The following is a 19,869-nucleotide window of genomic DNA, read 5'->3' as shown; positions in this document are numbered from 1 at the left end:
ACGATCACGTCGCCTGATCTGGAGGTCTCACCATGGCCGGACACAACAACGGAATCATCGATCCCCCCATCGACAACCTGCTCGACCGCGTCGACTCGAAGTACGAGCTCGTGATCTACGCCGCCAAGCGTGCCCGTCAGATCAACGACTACTACTCCGACCTGCACGAGGGAAACCTCTTCGACAACGTGGGCCCGCTCGTGGACTCGTCCGTCGAGGACAAGCCGCTCACCATCGCGCTGCACGAGATCAACGAGGACAAGCTCCGCCTGCGTCACGCGGAGTGATATTCGAGACCGCGCCTCCCGCCCCGTCGGAGGCGCGGTCCAGAATGGGTTCACACCCTCCCTCTGTCCATCCCGTTCTGGAGTACCGATGAGCGCCCTGCGTCTGTTCACGTCCGAGTCCGTCACCGAAGGGCACCCGGACAAGATCTGCGACCAGATCTCGGACAGCATCCTCGACGGACTCCTGGCCAAGGACCGCGGTTCTCGCGTCGCCGTGGAGACGCTGGTCACCACCGGACTCGTTCACGTCGCCGGTGAGATCCGCACGGACGCATACGTCGACATCCCCACGATCGTCCGACAGGTCGTGAACGGCATCGGCTACACGTCGAGCGAGACCGGCTTCGACGGTGACTCCTGCGGCGTCAGCGTCTCGGTGGGGGAGCAGTCGACCGACATCGCGCACGGGGTCGACAGCGCGCAGGAGCACCGCGACGGCTCATCCGTCGACCCGCTCGACGGCCTCGGCGCCGGAGACCAGGGCATCATGTTCGGCTTCGCGACCAACGAGACCCCGCAGTTGATGCCGATGGCGGCGTGGACGGCCCACCGCATCGCGGAGCGGCTGACAGAGGTGCGCCGCAGCGGAGCGCTGCCCTTCCTTCGTCCGGACGGCAAGACCCAGGTGACACTGGGCTACGAGGGCTTCACACCGAAGACCATCGACGCGGTCGTCGTCTCCACCCAGCACCATCCCGACATCTCGCAGAGCGAGCTGCAGGCGCAGGTGCGCGAGCACGTGATCGATCCCGTGCTCGAGACGACCGGCCTCGACCTCGCCGACGTCACCTACTACATCAACCCCGCGGGACCCTTCGTCACGGGCGGTCCCAAGGGAGACGCCGGACTCACCGGGCGCAAGATCATCATCGACACCTACGGCGGTGCGGCACGTCACGGCGGCGGCGCCTTCAGCGGCAAGGACCCGTCGAAGGTCGACCGCTCCGGCGCCTACGCGACACGCTGGGTCGCGAAGAACGCGGTGGCCGCGGGGCTCGCCGACCGGCTCGAGGTGCAGGTCGCCTACGCGATCGGCGTCGCGCGTCCCGTCGGGCTCTACGTCGAGACGTTCGGCACCGGCAAGGTGTCCGACGAGGCCATCACACGCGCGATCACCGAGGTGTTCGACCTGCGTCCGCAGGCGATCATCGAGCAGCTCGACCTCCTGCGCCCGATCTACGCCCAGACCGCCGCGTACGGTCATTTCGGACGCGAGCTGCCGGACTTCACCTGGGAGCGCACCGACCGCATCGAAGAGCTGCGCCGCGCTGCCGGGCTCTGATGGGGCCGCGGTCCTGATGTCCCCGGAGAGCCGGCGCATCGCGCGCGTGCTCCTCGATTCGCCCCTGCCGCAGCTCGACCGTCTGTTCGACTACGCGCTTCCCGCCGAGCTCGGCGAGGTGGATCGCGGCGTGCGCGTGCGCGTCCCGCTGCGCACGGCCGGACGGGTGATCGACGGCTACATCGTCGACATCGACACAGAGGACGATGCGGACCGCCCCCTGTCCGAGCTCGAGAGCGTGGTGTCGCCCGTGCCCGTGCTCCCGGAGCGCCTGCACACCCTCGCCCGGCGGGTCGCGGATCGGGCGGCCGGCTCGGCGTCGGACGTTCTCCGGCTCGTGATCCCCAAACGCCAGGTTCGCGTCGAGAAAGCCTGGACCGCGGACGCGTCCGCGGTCGTCCCCTCTGTGGACGCACTCGCGGCAGCCGCAGAGATCACCGGCACGTACGACGGGCTGGACGAGGTGCTCGACGAGGGCGGTCGTGCGGCCGTCGAGGCGATCCCGCAGCTCTCCGACGACGTGCCTGGCTGGACGCGCCTGCTCGGAGCCACGGCGGCGCGCATGCTCGCTGCGGGGAAGTCGTCGATCCTCGTGGTGCCGGATCATCGCGATCTGGACCGTCTGCTCGCCGCTCTCGCGTCGCTCGTCCCGGCCGAGGCGATCGTTCGGCACGACTCCCGCCAGACGAATCCGGACCGCTACCGCGCCTTCCTGCGCACCCTCGAGGATGCGCCGTGCATCGTCGTCGGCAACCGGTCCGCGGTTTACGCTCCCGTGCGTGCGGGTCTGGTGGCGATCTGGGACGACGGCGACTCGCTGCTCGGCGAGCCGCTCGCTCCGTACGTCCACGCGCGTGATGCCGCACTCGTCCGCCGGGAGCTCGAGGGCTCGGCGCTGCTGTTCGCGGGGCACACCCGCACGACCGAGGTGGAGCGTCTGGTGGAGATCGGGTGGCTGCGCGACGTCAGGGCGGCGCGTCGTATCCTCCCGCGCGTATTGCTGAGCACTCCGCAGGAGATGGAGCAGCCGACCGCCCAGCGCATGCCATCCTCGGCCTTCCTCGCCGCTCGCAACGCCGCGGCCGAGGGGCCCGTCCTCATCCAGGTGTCCCGTCCTGGTTTCGCGCCTTCCCTGGTGTGCGCGGAGTGCCGGGCGCCGGCGCGGTGTGCGCACTGCGGCGGCCCGTTGGGCGCCCGACACCGTGGAGCCGTGCCCGTCTGCGGGTGGTGCGGACGCGGCGCGAGCTCCTGGTCCTGCCCCGTGTGCTCCTCCACGAAGGTCCGCCTCGCATCGTCGGGGAGTGAACGCACCGCGGACGAGCTGGGACGGGCGTTCCCCGGCGTGCGCGTGATCGTCGCCGACGGCGCGCATCCCGTCGAGCGCGTGGGCGGCAAGCCCGCACTCGTGGTCGCGACCAGGGGAGCGGAGCCGCTCGCCGAGGGCGGATACCGCGCGGTGGTGCTGCTCGACGGTCCCCGTATGCTGCAAGCCCCTGACCTGCGGATCGGCGAGTCGTGCCTGCGCTGGTGGTCGAACGCGGCTGCTCTCGCGGCCCCGGGAGCGCCGATCCACCTGGTCGGCGTGAACGGCGCGGTCGCGAAGGCGCTGGCGACGTGGAATCAGTCCGCCTACGCCCGCTCGGAGCTCGAGAGCAGGGCGCCGCTGCACATGCCGCCGACGACCAGGGTCGCGCTCGTGCAGGGCTCGGTGCCCGCGGTCGGTCGGGCTCTCGCGGCCCTCGACGAGCTCAGCCTCCCTCCGGACGCCGTGCTCGGTCCCGTCCCCGTCGACTCCGACGACGTGCCCCCGCGGGTGCGGGCTCTCGTGCGGTTCGACTACGGCGCGGGCCCCCGGGTGGCGACAGCGCTGCGCGCCGCCGTCGTCGCGGAAGCCGTGAGCGGCCGGCGAGCGCGCGGCCGCGCGACGAAGAGCACTCTCTCGGTTCGTCTCGATATCCTCGATCCAGAGCTCTGACCCTTCCGGAGAACCTTCATGCGCCTCGTCTTCGCCGGCACGCCCGCTGCTGCCGTGCCCACCCTCCGCCGTCTGGCCACGCTTCACGAGATCGTCGCCGTCGTGACGCGCCCCGATGCGCCGCTCGGCCGCAAGCGCGTGCTGACGCCGTCGCCCGTGGCGCAGGCCGCCGTCGAACTCGGCCTGCCGATCATCAGGACGGCGCGGCTCGACGACGCCGCGACGGCGGAGATCGCGGCGCTGCAGCCGGATCTGGGGGTCATCGTCGCCTACGGCGGGCTGGTCCGTGAGCCCCTGCTCTCCGTGCCCGCTTCCGGCTGGATCAACCTGCACTTCTCGTTGCTGCCGGCGTGGCGAGGCGCCGCTCCCGTGCAGCGCGCCCTGATCGCGGGCGACCGCGAGCTGGGTGCGAGCGTCTTCCAGCTCGTCGCCGAGCTCGATGCCGGTGACGTTTTCGCTCGGCGGGTCGTCGCGGTCCCGGACACGGCCACCGCCGGGGAGGCCCTCGAGATCCTCGCCGCCGACGGCGCGGACCTCACCGCCGATGTGGTCGCCGCGATCGCCGACGGCACAGCGGCAGCTGCGCCGCAGACGGGAGAGCCGACGTTCGCCGGCAAGCTCTCCCACGGCGACGGCCTCCTGGACTGGAACCTGCCGCTCACCGCCGTGTACGCGCGGTTCCGCGGCGTCACGCCGGAGCCGGGCGCGCACACGACGGTGGGCGGGCAGTCCCTGAAGGTGCTCGAAGCCGCGCCGGCAGCGGATGCGGAGCCGCTCGCTCCCGGGCAGCTCAGCGGGACGAAGTCGGCCGTGCTGATCGGCACCGCATCCGGACCGCTCGCGGTGACGCGGGTCCAGCCGGCCGGCCGTGCGGCGATGAACGCGGTCGACTGGTGGCGTGGTCAGCGCGGCGCGGACGACCTGAGGGCGGGATCATGAGCGACGAAGACCGGACACGCCGAGCGCCTCGGGCGCAGGGACGGAAGACCCATGAAGGACGACGCGCGGAGCAGCGCGGCCAGACCCGCACGGTCCAGCCGGCTCGACGCGTCGCCTTCGACGTGCTGCGGGCTGTGTCGGAGACGGATGCCTACGCGAACCTCGTGCTTCCGCCGGCCATCGCCGAGGCGCGCCTGAACGCACAGGATGCCGCATTGGCGACCGAGTTCACCTATGGGACGCTGCGGCGGCTGGGGACGTACGACGCGATCATCGCCGCGGCGGCCGACCGCACGACCGACAGCATCGATCCGGCCGTCCTCGACGCGCTGCGCCTCGCCGTGCATCAGCTGCTCGCGACGCGCGTGGCCCCGCATGCGGCGGTGAACGAGTCGGTGAACCTCGTCGCGACGGTGTCCGGACGGGGTGCCGCGAGCTTCACGAACGCCGTCCTCCGCCGCATCACGCGGGACTCGGAGCAGAGCTGGCAGGCCCGCATCGAGGATCAGGCGCGGTCCGATGACGAGCGTCTGGCCCTCCGCTCCGCGCATCCGGTCTGGGTCATCAGGGCCCTGCGTCGGGCACTGACCGCCGAAGGGCGCGGCGAGGAGCTGGAGTCGCTGCTCGAAGCCGACAACGCCTCGCCCGAGGTGACTCTCGTCGCACTTCCTGGTCTCGCCGACCCGGGAGAGCCCCGGCTCCCGTATGCTCCGACGGCCTTCGCGTCGCCCGGCGGGGACCCCCGCGGCCCGGTCGAGGCCTCCGGCGGCACGATCCGGGTGCAGGACGAAGGATCCCAGCTGGTCGCGCTGGCGCTGACGGCAGCCTCCCCGATCGGCGCAGGGGAGCGGTGGCTCGATCTCTGTGCCGGGCCGGGTGGGAAGACGGCGCTGCTGGCCGCGATCGCCCGGCAGCACGGTGCGACTCTCGAGGCGAACGAGATCGTCCCGGTGCGCGCGCGTCTCGTCCGCAAGGCTCTGCGCGCCGTCCCCGGTGAGATCGTCGTGCACGAGCAGGACGGTCGCGAGCTCGCTGCTTCTCTCCCCGGCGAGTTCGACCGGATCCTCGTCGATGCCCCCTGCACCGGTCTGGGTGCGCTGCGACGGCGCCCGGAAGCGCGGTGGCGGAAATCGCCGGCCGATGTCGCCGAGCTGGTGCCGCTGCAGACCGACCTGCTGTCCGCGGCCCTCGACGCGCTCGCCCCGGGCGGGATCGTCGCCTACGTGACGTGCTCGCCTCATCTCGCGGAGACCACCGGCGTGGTGCAGGAGGTGCTCCGCGGCCGCTCCGACATCGTCGAGCTCGACGCGCGCGCCACGATCGCCGACGTCTCCCGCTCGCCGATCGATCTGGCGGACGAAGGCCGCGCCGGCACCGGCAGCGCGCAGCTGTGGCCGCATCGCCACGGCACCGATGCGATGTTCCTGGCGCTGCTCAAGCGCGTCGAGCCCGTGAACGCCTCAGGGAAGGAAGACTAGGACCGTGGAACTGCCCCCCGCCCCGCGCATCAACCCCAGCATCCTCGCCGCCGACTTCGTGAACATGCAGGCCGACCTCGCCCGCATCGCGACGGCGGACTTCGCGCACGTCGACGTCATGGACAACCACTTCGTGCCCAACCTCACCTTCGGCACGCAGATGGTCGAGCGGATCCAGGCGACCAGCCCCATCCCGCTGGACGTCCACCTGATGATCACCGATCCCGAGCGCTGGGCGCCGGACTACGCGGAGCTCGGAGCCGCGAGCGTGACGTTCCATCTCGAGGCAGCCGCCGATCCCGTGTCCCTCGCGCGACGGCTCCGGGACATCGGCTCCAGGGCCGGTGTCGCCGTCAAACCGGCGACACCTGTCGAGGGGCTCTATCAGGTCCTCGACGAGTTCGACCAGATCCTCGTGATGACGGTCGAGCCCGGTTTCGGCGGGCAGGGATTCATGCCGGAGACGATGCCCAAGCTGCGCGCTCTCGCCGAGGAGGCCAAGCGGCGGGGGTCGCAGGTCTGGTTGCAGGTCGACGGCGGGATCTCCGACCGCACGATCGGGATGGCCGCCGAGGCAGGGGCCGACACGTTCGTGGCGGGTTCGGCGATCTACGGCGCCGACGACGTCGAGGCGGCCGTCTCCCGGCTCAGAGACCTCGCCAGAGCCGCTAGCCTGGAATCGTGAAGACTTTCGACGAGCTGTTCGCCGAGCTCAGCGTCAAGGCCGAGACCCGTCCTGAGGGATCGGGGACCGTGGCGGAGCTCGACGGCGGCGTGCACACGATCGGCAAGAAGATCGTGGAAGAGGCCGCCGAGGTGTGGATGGCCTCGGAGTACGAGTCCGACGAGGCGGCCGCGGAGGAGATCTCGCAGCTGCTGTACCACGTGCAGGTGATGATGCTCGCGAAGGGGCTCAGCCTGCAGGACGTCTACCGACATCTGTGATGCGCTCCGTTCCGATCTCCTCGAACTGAAAGCCATCCATGCTGCGCATCGCCGTTCCCAACAAGGGCTCGCTCTCCGAGACCGCCGCCGACATGCTCGCCGAGGCCGGCTACGCCGGTAGACGCGACCCGAAGACCCTCCATGTGATCGACGCCGAGAACGACGTCGAGTTCTTCTTCCTCCGTCCCAAGGACATCGCCACCTACGTCGGCTCCGGCGCGATCGATGTCGGCATCACGGGTCGTGACCTGCTGCTGGACGCGCGGATGCCCGGTGCCAGGGAGATCGAGGCGCTCGGCTTCGCCGGCTCCACGTTCCGGTTCGCGGCGCCCACCGGGCGCTACACCGATGTGCAGGAGCTCGACGGCCTGCGCATCGCGACCTCGTATCCCGGCCTCGTGGACGCCTTCCTGGATCAGCGCGGCATCGCCGTCGATCTGGTGCCCCTCGACGGCGCCGTGGAGTCCGCCGTGCAGCTGGGCGTCGCCGATGCGGTCGCCGACGTCGTGGAGACGGGGACGACGCTCCGGCAGGCGGGCCTCGAGGTGTTCGGCCCCGTGATCCTCGAGTCCGAGGCCGTCCTGATCGCCGGCCCCGCGGACGCCGACGGAGCCGAGACGCTGCTGCGTCGTCTGCGCGGCGTCATGGTCGCCCGCCGGTACGTGATGATCGACTACGACCTCCCTGTCGCTCTCCTCGACGACGCCGTGAAGATCGCGGGGGGCGTGGAGTCGCCGACCGTGTCTCCGCTGCGCGATCCGGAATGGGTCGCCGTCCGCGTCATGGTGGCCCGCGCGCGGGTCAATCCGGTGATGGACGCCCTCTACGCGCTCGGCGCGCGGGCGATCCTCGTCACCGCGATCCACAACGCGAGGCTGTGATGACGCTCGCCAGCCGCGTCATCCCGTGTCTGGACGTGGCTGAGGGCCGCGTCGTCAAGGGCGTCAACTTCGAGAACCTGCGCGACATGGGCGACCCCGTCGAACTGGCCAGGCACTATGCCGCGCAGGGCGCGGACGAGATCACCTTCCTCGACGTGACCGCGACGGTCGATGCCAGAGCCACGACGTACGACGTCGTGCAGCGCACCGCCGAGCAGGTCTTCGTGCCGCTGACCGTCGGCGGGGGAGTGCGCAGCGTCGACGACGTCGCCCGCCTGCTCTCCGTCGGGGCGGACAAGGTCGGGGTGAACTCCGCGGCGATCGCGCGCCCCGAGCTGATCGGCGAGATCGCGGATCGCTTCGGTGCGCAGGTGCTCGTGCTGTCGCTCGACGTGAAGCGCGCGCCGACCACGCACTCCGGATTCGTCGTCACGACGCACGGCGGTCGGACCCAGACCACGCTGGATGCGCTGGACTGGGCCCGCGAGGCGGCCGAGCGCGGCGCGGGAGAGCTCCTCGTGAACTCGATCGACGCGGACGGCACGCGCGACGGGTTCGACCTCGAACTCGTGCGTCTCATGCGCGAGGCGGCCTCCGTGCCCGTCATCGCCTCAGGCGGAGCCGGTCGCGCCGCGGACTTCGCGCCCGCGATCAAGGCCGGCGCGGATGCGGTGCTCGCCGCGAGTGTGTTCCACACGGGGGCGCTCACGGTCGGCGACGTCAAAGACGCGCTCCGCGCGGAAGGTGTGGTGGTCCGATGAACGCGAAGGACATGTCCGAGGATCCGGCCGGCTCCGTGGAGGAGCGCATCGCACAGGTCGCGTTCAATGCCGACGGCCTCGCCCCGGTGATCGTGCAGCAGTGGGACACGCGCGAGGTGCTGATGCTCGCCTGGGTGGATCAGGAGGCGCTGCGGCGCACCCTCACGTCCGGGCGAGCCACGTACTGGTCGCGTTCGCGCCGGGAGTACTGGCGCAAGGGCGACACGTCCGGGCACATCCAGGTGGTGCACGAGGCGCGTCTCGACTGCGACGGCGATGCGATCCTGCTGCTGGTCGCCCAGACCGGTCCTGCCTGCCACACGGGCACGCGCACCTGCTTCGACACGACCGACCTGGGTGCGGTCGAGGGGACGGATCAGCCATGACCATCGCTCGGCGCGGCCGCGCGCTCTCGGTCTCCGGGTTTCTCCTGGCGGGTGCCATCGGCATCATCTCGTCGACGCAGACGTGGCTCACGGTCGAACGGGTCGACGCGGGCGAGGCGATCCTGGTGCCCGGAGCCTCCGCCCTGGTGCTCCTCGCCCCGCTGAGTCTCGCGGTGCTGGCGCTCGGCGCCGCGATGTCCATCGCCGGCAAGGCGGTGCGCCTCGTCTTCGGCGTGCTCGCGGCGGCGACCGCCCTGTTCCTGGGCTGGTCGACGCTGCAGCTGCTGATCGCCGAACCGTTCGATGCGGTCGCCGCGACCGTGACGGAGGTCACCGGTCTGGCCGGGAGCGACGCCACGCACGAGGTCGTCGCCTCGATCGTCCCCTCCGCGTGGCCGTACATCGCGCTCGGGGGCTGGGTGATCCTGCTCGCCGCCGCCATCCTGGTGCTGGTGACCTGGCGCGGGTGGAAGGCCGGCGGGCGACGGTACCGCACCGATCATGCCGAGACGCCGCACGACGGCCCCGTCGATGCGGTCGATTCCTGGGACGAGCTGTCGCGCGGAACCGATCCCACGCGCTGACCCCGATAGACTGAACCCGAACTGCACGCCGTCCCCCGGAGGAGAACATGACCAACCCCATCGCCGACCCCGGCCACGGACACTCGCCTGCAGCCTGGACCGCCGTCATCATCATGCTCGTCGGCTTCGCGGCGGCGACCGTGGCGTTCTGCTTCGAGCAGCCGGCTCTCGTCTGGGTGTCCGTCGCCCTCATCCCGATCGGCGCGATCGTGGGCTGGGTGCTTTCCAAGGCCGGTTACGGCGTGAAGGGTCCGAAGTACGCTCCGAAGGCGCACTAATGGTCCTCGCCGACCTGACGGCCGGCGCAGTCGCAGACGCCGAGCGTCGTGCTCTGACGCGCCCGCTGGCCGATGTCGAGAGGCAGGCGCTCGCGCGTCCTGCCGCGAAGGACGCCCTCGCCGCCCTCGCACCGGCCGATCGCGTGAAGATCATCGCCGAGGTGAAGCGCGCCTCTCCCTCCCGCGGTGCTCTCGCGGAGATCCCCGATCCCGCGCTGCAGGCGTCTCTGTACGAGATCGGCGGTGCCTCCGCGATCAGCGTCCTGACCGAGGAGCGCCGCTTCGGCGGCAGCCTCGCCGACCTGGAAGCCGTCACCGCCCGCGTCTCGCTGCCTGTCCTGCGCAAGGACTTCATCGCGACCCGCTACCAGGTGCTGGAGGCCCGCGCGGCCGGAGCCGACCTGGTGCTGCTCATCGTGGCGGGCATCGAACCGGCCGTCCTGCGGGACCTGTTCGGCTTCATCACCGAGCTGGGCATGACCCCGCTCGTCGAGACGCACTCCGCCGATGAGCTCGAGGCGGCGATCGACCTCGGCGCCCCCCTGATCGGCGTGAACGCGCGCGACCTGAAGACGCTCGAGCTCGACCGCGATCTGTTCGGGCGACTGGTCGAGCGCATCCCGGACACCGCGATCAAGATCGCCGAGTCCGCGGTGCTCACACCCGCCGACGTCACGCACTACCGCTCGGCCGGAGCCGACGTCGTCCTGATCGGCGAGGCCCTGGTCACGGGCGATCCCGTCGCCACCCTCAAGAGCTTCCTGGAGGCATGATGCGATCCACCGACCACGGCGAGGTGAGTCTGCGCGATCAGCACGGACCCTTCTTCGGCGAATTCGGCGGGCGGTACATGCCCGAATCCCTGATCGCGGCGATCGACGAGCTGACAGCCGCCTACGAGGACGCCATCGTCGATCCGGCGTTCCGCGGCGAGCTCGCTCATCTGCTGTCGTCGTACGCGGGGCGCCCCTCGGCGATCACCGAGGTCCCGCGTTTCGCGGAGCACGCGGGCGGCGCCCGGATCTTCCTCAAGCGCGAGGATCTGAACCACACCGGATCCCACAAGATCAACAACGTCCTGGGCCAGGCGCTGCTCACCAAGCGCCTGGGCAAGACGCGGGTGATCGCCGAGACCGGCGCCGGTCAGCACGGCGTCGCGACGGCGACCGCCGCCGCGCTGTTCGGGCTCGACTGCACGATCTACATGGGCGAGGTCGACACCGAGCGTCAGGCGCTCAACGTCGCCCGGATGCGGCTGCTCGGCGCCGAGGTCGTGGCGGTCACCTCCGGGTCCCGCACGCTCAAGGACGCGATCAACGACGCGTACCGCGACTGGGTGGCATCCGTCGAGACAACGAACTACATCTTCGGCACGGCGGCCGGCCCGCACCCCTTCCCGGCGATGGTCCGCGACTTCCAGAAGATCATCGGCGAAGAGGCCAGGGCGCAGCTGCTCGACGAGGTCGGACGCCTTCCCGACGCGGTCGTCGCCTGTGTGGGCGGCGGCTCCAACGCCATCGGCATGTTCGATGCCTTCCTCGACGACGAGGGCGTCGCGCTCTACGGCGTCGAGGCTGCCGGTGACGGCGTCGACACCGAGAAGCACGCGGCGTCGATCGAGCGCGGACGCCCCGGTGTCCTGCACGGCGCGAAGACCTACGTGCTGCAGGACGCGGACGGCCAGACCATCGAGTCGCACTCGATCTCCGCCGGTCTCGACTATCCCGGCGTCGGCCCCGAGCACTCGTGGCTGGCCGACATCGGACGCGCCCAGTACATCCCGGCGACCGACGACGAGGCGATGCAGGCGCTGCGTCTGCTCAGCCGGACCGAGGGGATCATCCCCGCGATCGAGTCCGCCCACGCCCTCGCCGGAGCGCTCCGGATCGGCCGGGAGCTCGGGCCGGACGGTCTGATTGCCGTCTGCCTCTCGGGTCGCGGAGACAAGGACATGGACACCGCCGCTCGGTACTTCGAGCTCTACGACGAGGCCGCTCTCGCGCACGACGTGTCCGAGGAGAGCGACGCCGAGGAGTCGGCATCCAAGGGGGAGCCGCAGCTGTGAGCCGCATCGAACAGGCGATCCAGAAGGCGCAGGACGCCGGTCGCAGCGCCTTCGTCGGCTACCTCCCTGTCGGCTTCCCCGACCTGGAGACGAGCATCCAGGCGGCGATCGCCCTCGCGGAGAACGGCGTCGACATCATCGAGCTGGGCCCGCCGTACAGCGACCCGGTGATGGACGGCGCGATCATCCAGGAGGCGACGACCAAGGCTCTCGCCGCGGGATTCCGGATGGCCGATCTGTTCACCGCGATCCGCGCGATCACGGCGGCGACCGACGTCCCGGTCCTCGTCATGACGTACTGGAACCCCGTGATGCAGTACGGCGTCGACCGCTACGCCGACGATCTGCTCGCCGCCGGGGGAGCCGGACTCATCACGCCGGACATCACGCCGGACGCGGCGGCGGAGTGGATCGCCGCCAGCGAGCGGACCGGCCTGGACCGCGTGTTCCTCGCCGCCCCCACCTCGTCGGATGAACGCCTCGATCTGGTGGTGAAGTCGTCCACCGGGTTCGTCTACACGGTCTCGACCATGGGCATCACCGGGGAGCGGGCCGAACTCGACCGCGCCGCCCGCACCCTCGTCGGTCGCCTGCGCGCGCACGGAGCCCGACGGGCCTGTGTGGGCATCGGGATCTCCACCGCCGAGCAGATCGCCGGCGTCTCCGAGTACGCCGACGGCGCGATCGTCGGAACCGCGCTGGTCCGTGCCCTCCGCGACGGCGGGGTGGAAGCCCTCGCCGACGTCACCCGAACCTTGGCCGCCGGCACCGCGTCGGCACGCCCCGATACCGAGAACTAGAATCGCACTCATGTCACTCGCGCTCCACAGCACCGTCACCGGCGTGCTCGCCAGCATCCCGAGCCCGCCCGTCTCCTACTTCGACGTGTGGCCCGGCATCCGCATCCACATCTACGCGCTGTGCATCATCGCCGGCATCATCGCGGCGACGCTGCTGACCAACCGACGCCTCACCAAGCGCGGGGCGGAGCCGTGGGTCGTGATCGACATCTCGATCCTGGCCGTGCCGCTGGCGATCATCGGCGCGCGCATCTTCCACGTGCTCACCCACCCGAACTTCTACTTCGGCGAGGGCAGGAACACCTGGAACCCGTTCGAGCCGGGCTCGGTGTGGGCCATCTGGGAGGGCGGCATCGCGATCTTCGGCGCCCTGATCGGCGGCGCGATCGGCGCGTACCTGGGCTGCCGCTGGACGGGCATCCGCTTCTGGACCTTCGCGGACGCACTCGCGCCCGGACTCCTGCTCGCCCAGGCCATGGGCCGTTTCGGCAACTGGTTCAACAAAGAGCTCTTCGGCCTGCCGACCGACCTGCCCTGGGGGCTGGAGATCCCCTCGGACAACTCCGCCTTCCCTCCCGGTCTTCCCGAGGGCACCCTGTTCCACCCGACCTTCCTCTACGAGGTCCTCTGGAACGGTCTCGGGGTGCTCGTGCTGCTGTGGCTGGGACGCAAGCTCTTCTTCCAGTGGGGGCGTCTGTTCGCGGTCTACCTCATCTGGTACAGCGCCGGACGCATCGTCTGGGAGTCGATCCGCATCGACCCGAGCGAGATCATCCTCGGCCTGCGCAGCAACGTGTGGGCAGCGATCCTCGGCGTCGTGGTCGGCATCGTGATCCTGATCGTCCAGACGCGGCGCCACCCCGGGCTCGAGCCCTCGCCGTACCAGCCCGGGCGTGAGAAGACCCTGTCCGACGCTGATGTACAATCGCAGGACAATCCCTCTGATTTCGTGGACGTGAGCGAGCCTCCGACCGATGAAGTCACCGCAGGAGCCACCGCCACAAGCACTGCTCCCACGAGCGAGGACGGCTCCCGATAACGCCGCCTCGCGGCGGGAGAACCATTGCACTGAACGAGCGGGCCGACGACGTCCCCGGGTTTCACTCGAAGATCTGAGGACGGTAACTGGTGTACTTCCAGCCCCCTTACGGCGCCTCCGGCGCATACCCCCCGAAGCAGGGCATGTACAACCCGGCGTTCGAGAAGGACGCCTGCGGCCTGGCCATGGTCGCGACGCTGCGCGGCGAAGCCGGGCACGACATCATCGCGCTGGCCCTCGAGGCCCTGCGCAACCTGGAACACCGCGGGGCCATCGGCTCCGACGCGGGCACCGGAGACGGTGCTGGCATCCTGACCCAGATGCCCGACGATTTCCTCCGCGCGGTCACCGGCTACGAACTGCCGCCCGTGGGGGAGTACGCCGCAGGACTCGCCTTCCTGCCTCGCGACTCGAGCGAGCGCCGCCAGCAGAAGGCCGGCATCGAGAAGATCGCCCGCTCCGAGGGGCTCCGGGTCCTCGGTTGGCGCGAAGTGCCCACGGCCAACGAGAACCTGGGCAAGCTGGCCGATGAGGCCCGTCCCGCCTTCGAGCAGCTGTTCGTCAGCGCCGGCGGATCCACGCACTCCGAGGCCCCGCTCACCGGGATCGCCCTCGACCGCGTCGCCTATCGCCTGCGCAAGCGCGCCGGCCACGAGCTCGGCGCCTACTTCGTCTCCCTGTCGAGCCGCACCCTCGGCTACAAGGGCATGGTCACGACGCTCCAGTTGGAGCCGTTCTACCCCGACCTGCAGGATGAGCGCTTCGCCTCCGAGCTGGCCGTCGTCCACTCCCGCTACTCGACGAACACCTTTCCGTCGTGGCCGCTCGCGCAGCCGCTGCGGATGCTCGCGCACAACGGTGAGATCAACACGGTCGGCGGGAACCGCAACTGGATGCGGGCGCGACAGTCCCAGCTCGAGTCCGAGCTGCTCGGCGACATCACGCCGCTGCTGCCGATCTGCACCGACGGTGCGAGCGACTCCGCCTCGTTCGACGAGGTGCTGGAGCTGCTGACGCTCACCGGGCGCAGCCTGCCGCACGCCATCATGATGATGGTCCCCGAGGCCTACGAGAAGCAGGCGGACATCACGCCCGAGCTGCGCTCGTTCTACGAGTACCACTCCAACCAGATGGAGCCGTGGGACGGTCCGGCCGCCCTCATCTTCACCGACGGCACCCTCGTCGGCGCGACCCTCGACCGCAACGGTCTGCGCCCGGGGCGCTGGACCGAGACGACCGACGGCCTCGTCGTGATCGGCTCCGAGACCGGAGTCCTGCACTTCGAGCCGGAGCGCATCAAGCGCCGGGGTCGGCTGCAGCCGGGCAAGATGTTCCTGGTCGACACCTCGCAGCGTCGCATCGTCGAGGACGAGGAGATCAAGCGCGAGCTGTCGACGATGCACCCCTGGCAGGAATGGCTCGACGCCGGCGCCGTGCGGCTCGCCGACCTCCCGGAGCGCGAGCACATCGTGCACCCGCCCGCATCCATCACGCGTCGTCAGCGCACCTTCGGCTACACGGAGGAGGAGGTGCGCATCCTGCTGACCCCGATGGGGCAGACGGGTGTCGAGCCGCTCGGCGCGATGGGGTCCGACACGCCGATCGCCGTGCTCAGCAAGCGTCCACGGCTGCTGTTCGACTACTTCACCCAGCAGTTCGCGCAGGTGACGAACCCGCCGCTCGACTCGATCCGCGAAGAGGTCGTCACCAGCCTCAAGCTCGGTCTTGGGCCGGAGAGCAACCTGCTGTCCTGGGGTCCCGAGCACACACGCACGGTGTCGCTCGACTTCCCCGTGATCGACAACGACGAGCTCGCGAAGATCCGGCACATCGACAAGGCGATGCCGGGAAGGTCGAGTGCGACGATCCGTGGTCTGTACCACTTCGACGCCGGCCCCCAGACTCTCGCCGGCCGCTTGGACGAGATGTGCGCCGAGGTCGATCAGGCCATCGAGGACGGCGCGGAGTTCATCATCCTGTCCGACCGCGACTCGAACAAGGATCTCGTCCCGATCCCGTCGCTGCTCATGGTCTCCGCGATCCACCACCACCTCATCCGCCGTGAGAACCGGATGAAGGTCGGTCTGATCGTCGAGGCCGGAGACGTGCGCGAGGTCCACCACGTCGCGACGCTGATCGGCTACGGCGCCTCCGCGGTGAACCCGTATCTCGCGATGGAGACGGTGGAGCACCTCGTGCGCACCGGCTACATCACCGGCATCTCGCCGGAGAAGGCCGTCAAGAACCTGATCTACGCGCTCGGCAAGGGCGTGCTGAAGATCATGTCGAAGATGGGCATCTCGACCGTGTCGTCGTATGCGGGAGCCCAGGTGTTCGAGGCGATCGGTCTCAGCCAGGAGTTCATCGACGCCTACTTCACGCGCACCGAGTCCAAGCTCGGCGGCATCGGGATCGAGGAGATCTTCGCCGAGAACCAGGCGCGCCACGACTACGCCTATCCGGAGGACGCCGCGGCACGCGCGCACGAGCGGCTCTGGACCGGCGGCGAGTACCAGTGGCGTCGTGACGGCTCGCCGCACCTGTTCAACCCGGAGACGGTGTTCAAGCTGCAGCACTCGACCCGCACCCGCCGGTACGACATCTTCCGCGAGTACACCAGGCTCGTGGACGAGCAGGCGGCGGAGCTGAAGACGCTGCGCGGCCTCTTCCAGCTGCGCACCGGCACCCGCAAGCCCGTCCCGCTGGACGAGGTCGAACCGGTGTCGGCGATCGTCAAGCGCTTCTCGACCGGAGCCATGAGCTACGGCTCGATCTCGAAGGAGGCGCACGAGACGCTGGCGATCGCGATGAACCGCATCGGCGGCAAGTCCAACACCGGTGAGGGCGGCGAAGACCCCGACCGGCTGGTCGACCCCGAGCGGCGCAGCGCGATCAAACAGGTGGCGTCCGGACGGTTCGGCGTCACGAGCCTGTATCTCACCGAGGCGGACGACATCCAGATCAAGCTCGCGCAGGGTGCCAAGCCCGGTGAGGGCGGTCAACTGCCGCCGACGAAGGTGTACCCCTGGGTCGCGCGGACCCGCCACGCCACGGCGGGCGTCGGACTCATCTCGCCGCCGCCGCATCACGACATCTACTCGATCGAAGACCTCAAGCAGCTCATCTTCGACCTGAAGCGCGCGAACCCCGAGGCGCGCATCCACACCAAGCTGGTCAGCCAGTCCGGTATCGGCGCGGTCTCCGCAGGCGTCGCCAAGGCGCTCAGCGACGTGATCCTGGTGTCCGGCCACGACGGGGGCACGGGTGCGAGCCCGCTGAACTCGCTCAAGCACGCCGGCACCCCCTGGGAGCTGGGTCTCGCGGAGACGCAGCAGACGCTCATGCTCAACGGGATGCGCGACCGCGTCGTTGTACAGGTCGACGGTCAGCTCAAGACCGGCCGCGACGTCGTCATCGGCGCCCTGCTCGGAGCGGAGGAGTTCGGTTTCGCGACCGCTCCGCTCGTGGTCAGCGGCTGCATCATGATGCGCGTGTGCCACCTGGACACGTGCCCGGTCGGTGTCGCCACCCAGAACCCGGTCCTGCGCGACCGGTTCACGGGCAAGCCCGAGTTCGTCGTGAACTTCATGGAGTTCATCGCCGAGGAGGTGCGCGAGCTGCTGTCCGAGCTCGGGTACCGCTCCCTCGACGAGATCATCGGCCGCGCGGACCTCATCGAGGTCGACGCCGCGGTCGAGCACTGGAAGGCCGAGGGACTCGACCTGAGCCCCGTGCTGGAGGGTCCGGCATTCCCGGCCGGCGAGGCGCGTCGCAACGCCCGGTCGCAGGATCACGAGCTCGAGAAGCACTTCGACGTGCAGCTGATCGACATCGCCAAGAGCGCCCTGCTGAACGCCGAACCCGTGGTCGTCGAGCTGCCGATCGCGAACACCGAGCGCGCCGTCGGCACCATGCTCGGCCACCAGGTGACCTCCCGCCACGGTGCGACAGGTCTGCCGCAGGGAACGATCGACGTCACGCTGCACGGGACCGCCGGGCAGTCGCTCGGCGCGTTCCTGCCGCCCGGCATCATCCTGCGGCTCGAGGGCGATGCGAACGACTACGTCGGCAAGGGCCTCTCCGGTGGCGACATCACGGTCCGTCCGCCGCGCGGGTCGTCGATCGCGCCGCACGAGAACGTCATCGCCGGCAATGTGATCGGATACGGGGCGACCTCGGGGACGATGTTCCTGTCCGGCGTCGTCGGTGAGCGATTCCTCGTGCGCAACTCGGGTGCCACCGCGGTCGTGGAGGGCGTGGGAGACCATGCGCTCGAGTACATGACCGGTGGCCTGGCTGTCATCCTCGGCTCGACCGGTCGCAACTTCGGCGCCGGCATGTCCGGGGGAGTGGCGTACGTGCACGCGCTCGACCCGAGCAAGGTCAACGCGCAGTCGCTCGGCAGTGGAGAGCTCCGGCTCGAACGGCTCGACCGCGCGGACCTCGAGGTGCTGCGGAGCCTGCTGCTCACGCACGTCGAGCGCACCGCCTCACCGCGCGGCTCCGCTCTCCTGGAGAGCTTCGAGGAGAGCGCGTCCGAGTTCGTGAAGGTGCTCCCTCGCGACTTCGCCGCTGTGCGGAGCATGCGCGAGGAGGCGCTGGCCGAGGGGATCGACCCCGACGGCGACATCGTGTGGAACCGCATCCTGGAGGTGACCGGTGGCTGATCCCAAAGGCTTTCTGAAGGTGACCGAGCGGGAGCTTCCCGCACGACGTCCGGTGCCGGTGCGCATCATGGACTGGAAAGAGGTCTACGAGCCGGGCGACAAGCAGGTCCTCCGCCGTCAGGCAGGGCGCTGCATGGACTGCGGCGTGCCGTTCTGCCATCAGGGATGCCCCCTGGGCAACCTGATCCCGGAGTGGAACGATCTGACCTGGCGCGGCGAAGGACGCGCCGCCATCGAGCGGCTGCATGCCACGAACAACTTCCCGGAGTTCACCGGGCGGCTGTGCCCGGCGCCCTGCGAGAGCTCGTGCGTCCTCGGCATCAACCAGCCGCCGGTCACGATCAAGCAGGTCGAGGTCTCCATCATCGATGAGGCCTTCGCCAAGGGCTGGGTCGAGCCGGAGCCGCCGGAGCGCCTCACCGGCAAGACGGTCGCCGTCGTCGGATCGGGTCCTGCCGGGCTCGCCGCCGCGCAGCAGCTGACGCGCGCGGGGCACACCGTCGCCGTCTTCGAGCGCGACGACCGGATCGGCGGGCTGCTCCGCTACGGCATCCCCGACTTCAAGATGGAGAAGGCCCAGCTGGAGTCGCGTCTTCGCCAGATGCAGGAGGAGGGCACGCGCTTCCGCGCCGGCGTCGAGATCGGCAAGGACATCTCCTGGCCCGACCTGCGCGCCCGCTACGACGCGGTCGTCATCGCCACGGGCTCGACCGTCCCGCGGGATCTCTCGATCCCCGGACGCGACCTGGACGGCGTCCACTTCGCCATGGAGTACCTGGTCGAGTCCAACCACGCGGTCGCGGGGGACAAGGTGCCCGACCAGATCACGGCCGAGGGTAAGCACGTCATCGTGATCGGCGGCGGCGACACCGGTGCGGACTGCATCGGCACGGCGCACCGACAGGGCGCGCTCAGCGTGACCAACCTCGCGATCGGCAAGCAGCCGGGGGACGCGCGTCCTGACCACCAGCCGTGGCCGATGATGCCGACCCTCTTCGAGGTCTCCTCCGCGCACGAGGAGGGCGGGGAGCGGGTGTTCCTCGCGTCCACGGTCGAGTTCCTCGCGAACGAGGTCGGAGAGGTCCGCGCTCTGCGCGTGGCCGAGACCGAGTACGTGGACGGACGTCGGGTCCCGAAGAGCGGCACCGAGCGCGAGATCCCCGCGGACCTCGTCCTGATCGCGATGGGCTTCACCGGCCCGGAGCAGGACGGGTACACCGAGGACACGCGTCCGCAGGTGACCGAGCGCGGTTCGTTCCGGCGCGACGCGTCGTACGAGTCGACCGTCCCCGGCGTGTTCGTCGCCGGAGACGCAGGGCGCGGCCAGTCGCTCATCGTCTGGGCCATCGCCGAGGGCCGCGCGGCCGCCGCCAACGTCGACCGGTTCCTCATGGGCACGACCGTGCTTCCGGAGCCGGTGCGCCCCAGCGATGTCGCGATCGGACTCCAGCCCGCGTAGGCTGAGGCCGGCACCGTCGCCTGATTACATCCCCCACTTCTAC

The 19,869-nt window shown here is 70.0% G+C and carries 18 protein-coding genes; all 18 read left to right on the top strand.

What is annotated here, in order from left to right; all coding sequences use genetic code 11:
* Positions 1–32: 32 nt before the first annotated feature.
* The 18 genes from rpoZ to CSX12_RS08810 all read left to right on the top strand — a co-directional run bounded on the left by rpoZ (position 33) and on the right by CSX12_RS08810 (position 19,826).
* A complete protein-coding gene (gene rpoZ, locus CSX12_RS08895) occupies positions 33–287 on the top strand; it encodes a DNA-directed RNA polymerase subunit omega (RefSeq protein WP_017204385.1) in 255 nt (84 codons plus the stop codon).
* Positions 288–375: 88 nt separating this feature from the next.
* Positions 376–1,569 (top strand): methionine adenosyltransferase, encoded by a 1,194-nt coding sequence (gene metK / locus CSX12_RS08890; protein WP_124895549.1) that lies wholly within the window; start codon positions 376–378, stop codon positions 1,567–1,569.
* A gap of 16 nt (positions 1,570–1,585) precedes the next feature.
* Positions 1,586–3,544: a primosomal protein N' gene (locus CSX12_RS08885; RefSeq protein ID WP_124895548.1), complete on the top strand. Its 1,959-nt coding sequence runs from the start codon at positions 1,586–1,588 to the stop codon at positions 3,542–3,544.
* Positions 3,545–3,562: 18 nt separating this feature from the next.
* Entirely contained in the window at positions 3,563–4,483 is a 921-nt protein-coding gene (gene fmt, locus CSX12_RS08880; protein ID WP_124895547.1) for a methionyl-tRNA formyltransferase, read from the top strand.
* A complete protein-coding gene (locus CSX12_RS08875) occupies positions 4,480–5,961 on the top strand; it encodes a transcription antitermination factor NusB (protein ID WP_124895546.1) in 1,482 nt (493 codons plus the stop codon). The genes fmt and CSX12_RS08875 overlap by 4 nt, the downstream gene beginning before the upstream one ends.
* A 4-nt stretch (positions 5,962–5,965) precedes the next feature.
* Positions 5,966–6,646 carry a ribulose-phosphate 3-epimerase gene (gene rpe, locus CSX12_RS08870; protein WP_124895545.1) on the top strand — a complete coding sequence of 227 codons (681 nt, stop codon included), beginning with the start codon at positions 5,966–5,968 and terminating at the stop codon, positions 6,644–6,646.
* Positions 6,643–6,906 carry a phosphoribosyl-ATP diphosphatase gene (locus tag CSX12_RS08865; RefSeq protein ID WP_017202142.1) on the top strand — a complete coding sequence of 88 codons (264 nt, stop codon included), beginning with the start codon at positions 6,643–6,645 and terminating at the stop codon, positions 6,904–6,906. Before rpe ends, CSX12_RS08865 begins: the two co-directional genes overlap by 4 nt.
* 38 nt (positions 6,907–6,944) lie before the next feature.
* Complete coding sequence (hisG, locus tag CSX12_RS08860; protein ID WP_017202141.1) at positions 6,945–7,787, top strand: ATP phosphoribosyltransferase; 843 nt, start codon at positions 6,945–6,947, stop codon at positions 7,785–7,787.
* Positions 7,787–8,548, top strand: a complete 762-nt coding sequence (hisF, locus tag CSX12_RS08855) for an imidazole glycerol phosphate synthase subunit HisF (RefSeq protein WP_017202140.1) — start codon at positions 7,787–7,789, stop codon at positions 8,546–8,548. The genes hisG and hisF overlap by 1 nt, the downstream gene beginning before the upstream one ends.
* The gene (gene hisI / locus CSX12_RS08850) at positions 8,545–8,934 is read left to right on the top strand and encodes a phosphoribosyl-AMP cyclohydrolase (protein WP_225855814.1); all 390 of its coding nucleotides are present in this window, start codon (positions 8,545–8,547) and stop codon (positions 8,932–8,934) included. Before hisF ends, hisI begins: the two co-directional genes overlap by 4 nt.
* Entirely contained in the window at positions 8,931–9,518 is a 588-nt protein-coding gene (locus CSX12_RS08845) for a Trp biosynthesis-associated membrane protein (RefSeq protein ID WP_124895544.1), read from the top strand. The genes hisI and CSX12_RS08845 overlap by 4 nt, the downstream gene beginning before the upstream one ends.
* 47 nt (positions 9,519–9,565) lie before the next feature.
* Positions 9,566–9,796 carry an HGxxPAAW family protein gene (locus tag CSX12_RS08840; RefSeq protein WP_017202137.1) on the top strand — a complete coding sequence of 77 codons (231 nt, stop codon included), beginning with the start codon at positions 9,566–9,568 and terminating at the stop codon, positions 9,794–9,796.
* Positions 9,796–10,569: an indole-3-glycerol phosphate synthase TrpC gene (trpC, locus tag CSX12_RS08835; protein WP_124895543.1), complete on the top strand. Its 774-nt coding sequence runs from the start codon at positions 9,796–9,798 to the stop codon at positions 10,567–10,569. Before CSX12_RS08840 ends, trpC begins: the two co-directional genes overlap by 1 nt.
* Positions 10,569–11,861 carry a tryptophan synthase subunit beta gene (gene trpB, locus CSX12_RS08830; RefSeq protein WP_206427158.1) on the top strand — a complete coding sequence of 431 codons (1,293 nt, stop codon included), beginning with the start codon at positions 10,569–10,571 and terminating at the stop codon, positions 11,859–11,861. The genes trpC and trpB overlap by 1 nt, the downstream gene beginning before the upstream one ends.
* Positions 11,858–12,661, top strand: a complete 804-nt coding sequence (gene trpA, locus CSX12_RS08825) for a tryptophan synthase subunit alpha (protein WP_017202134.1) — start codon at positions 11,858–11,860, stop codon at positions 12,659–12,661. The genes trpB and trpA overlap by 4 nt, the downstream gene beginning before the upstream one ends.
* A gap of 10 nt (positions 12,662–12,671) precedes the next feature.
* On the top strand, positions 12,672–13,700 hold the full coding sequence (lgt, locus tag CSX12_RS08820) for a prolipoprotein diacylglyceryl transferase (protein ID WP_017202133.1): 1,029 nt from the start codon (positions 12,672–12,674) through the stop codon (positions 13,698–13,700).
* 143 nt (positions 13,701–13,843) lie between these two features.
* Positions 13,844–18,367, top strand: coding sequence for a glutamate synthase large subunit (gltB, locus tag CSX12_RS08815; RefSeq protein WP_124896851.1), 4,524 nt, complete (start codon positions 13,844–13,846; stop codon positions 18,365–18,367).
* Positions 18,360–19,826 (top strand): glutamate synthase subunit beta, encoded by a 1,467-nt coding sequence (locus tag CSX12_RS08810; RefSeq protein ID WP_017202131.1) that lies wholly within the window; start codon positions 18,360–18,362, stop codon positions 19,824–19,826. The genes gltB and CSX12_RS08810 overlap by 8 nt, the downstream gene beginning before the upstream one ends.
* The last annotated feature ends 43 nt before the right edge of the window (positions 19,827–19,869 follow it).

Origin of the sequence: Microbacterium sp. Y-01 (genome assembly GCF_003856715.1) — a bacterium.
In the GTDB taxonomy this organism is placed as follows: Bacteria; Actinomycetota; Actinomycetes; order Actinomycetales; family Microbacteriaceae; genus Microbacterium; species Microbacterium algeriense.
The sequence above is the reverse complement of the archived record's forward strand: the minus strand, read 5'-3'. Positions and strand labels throughout refer to the sequence as shown.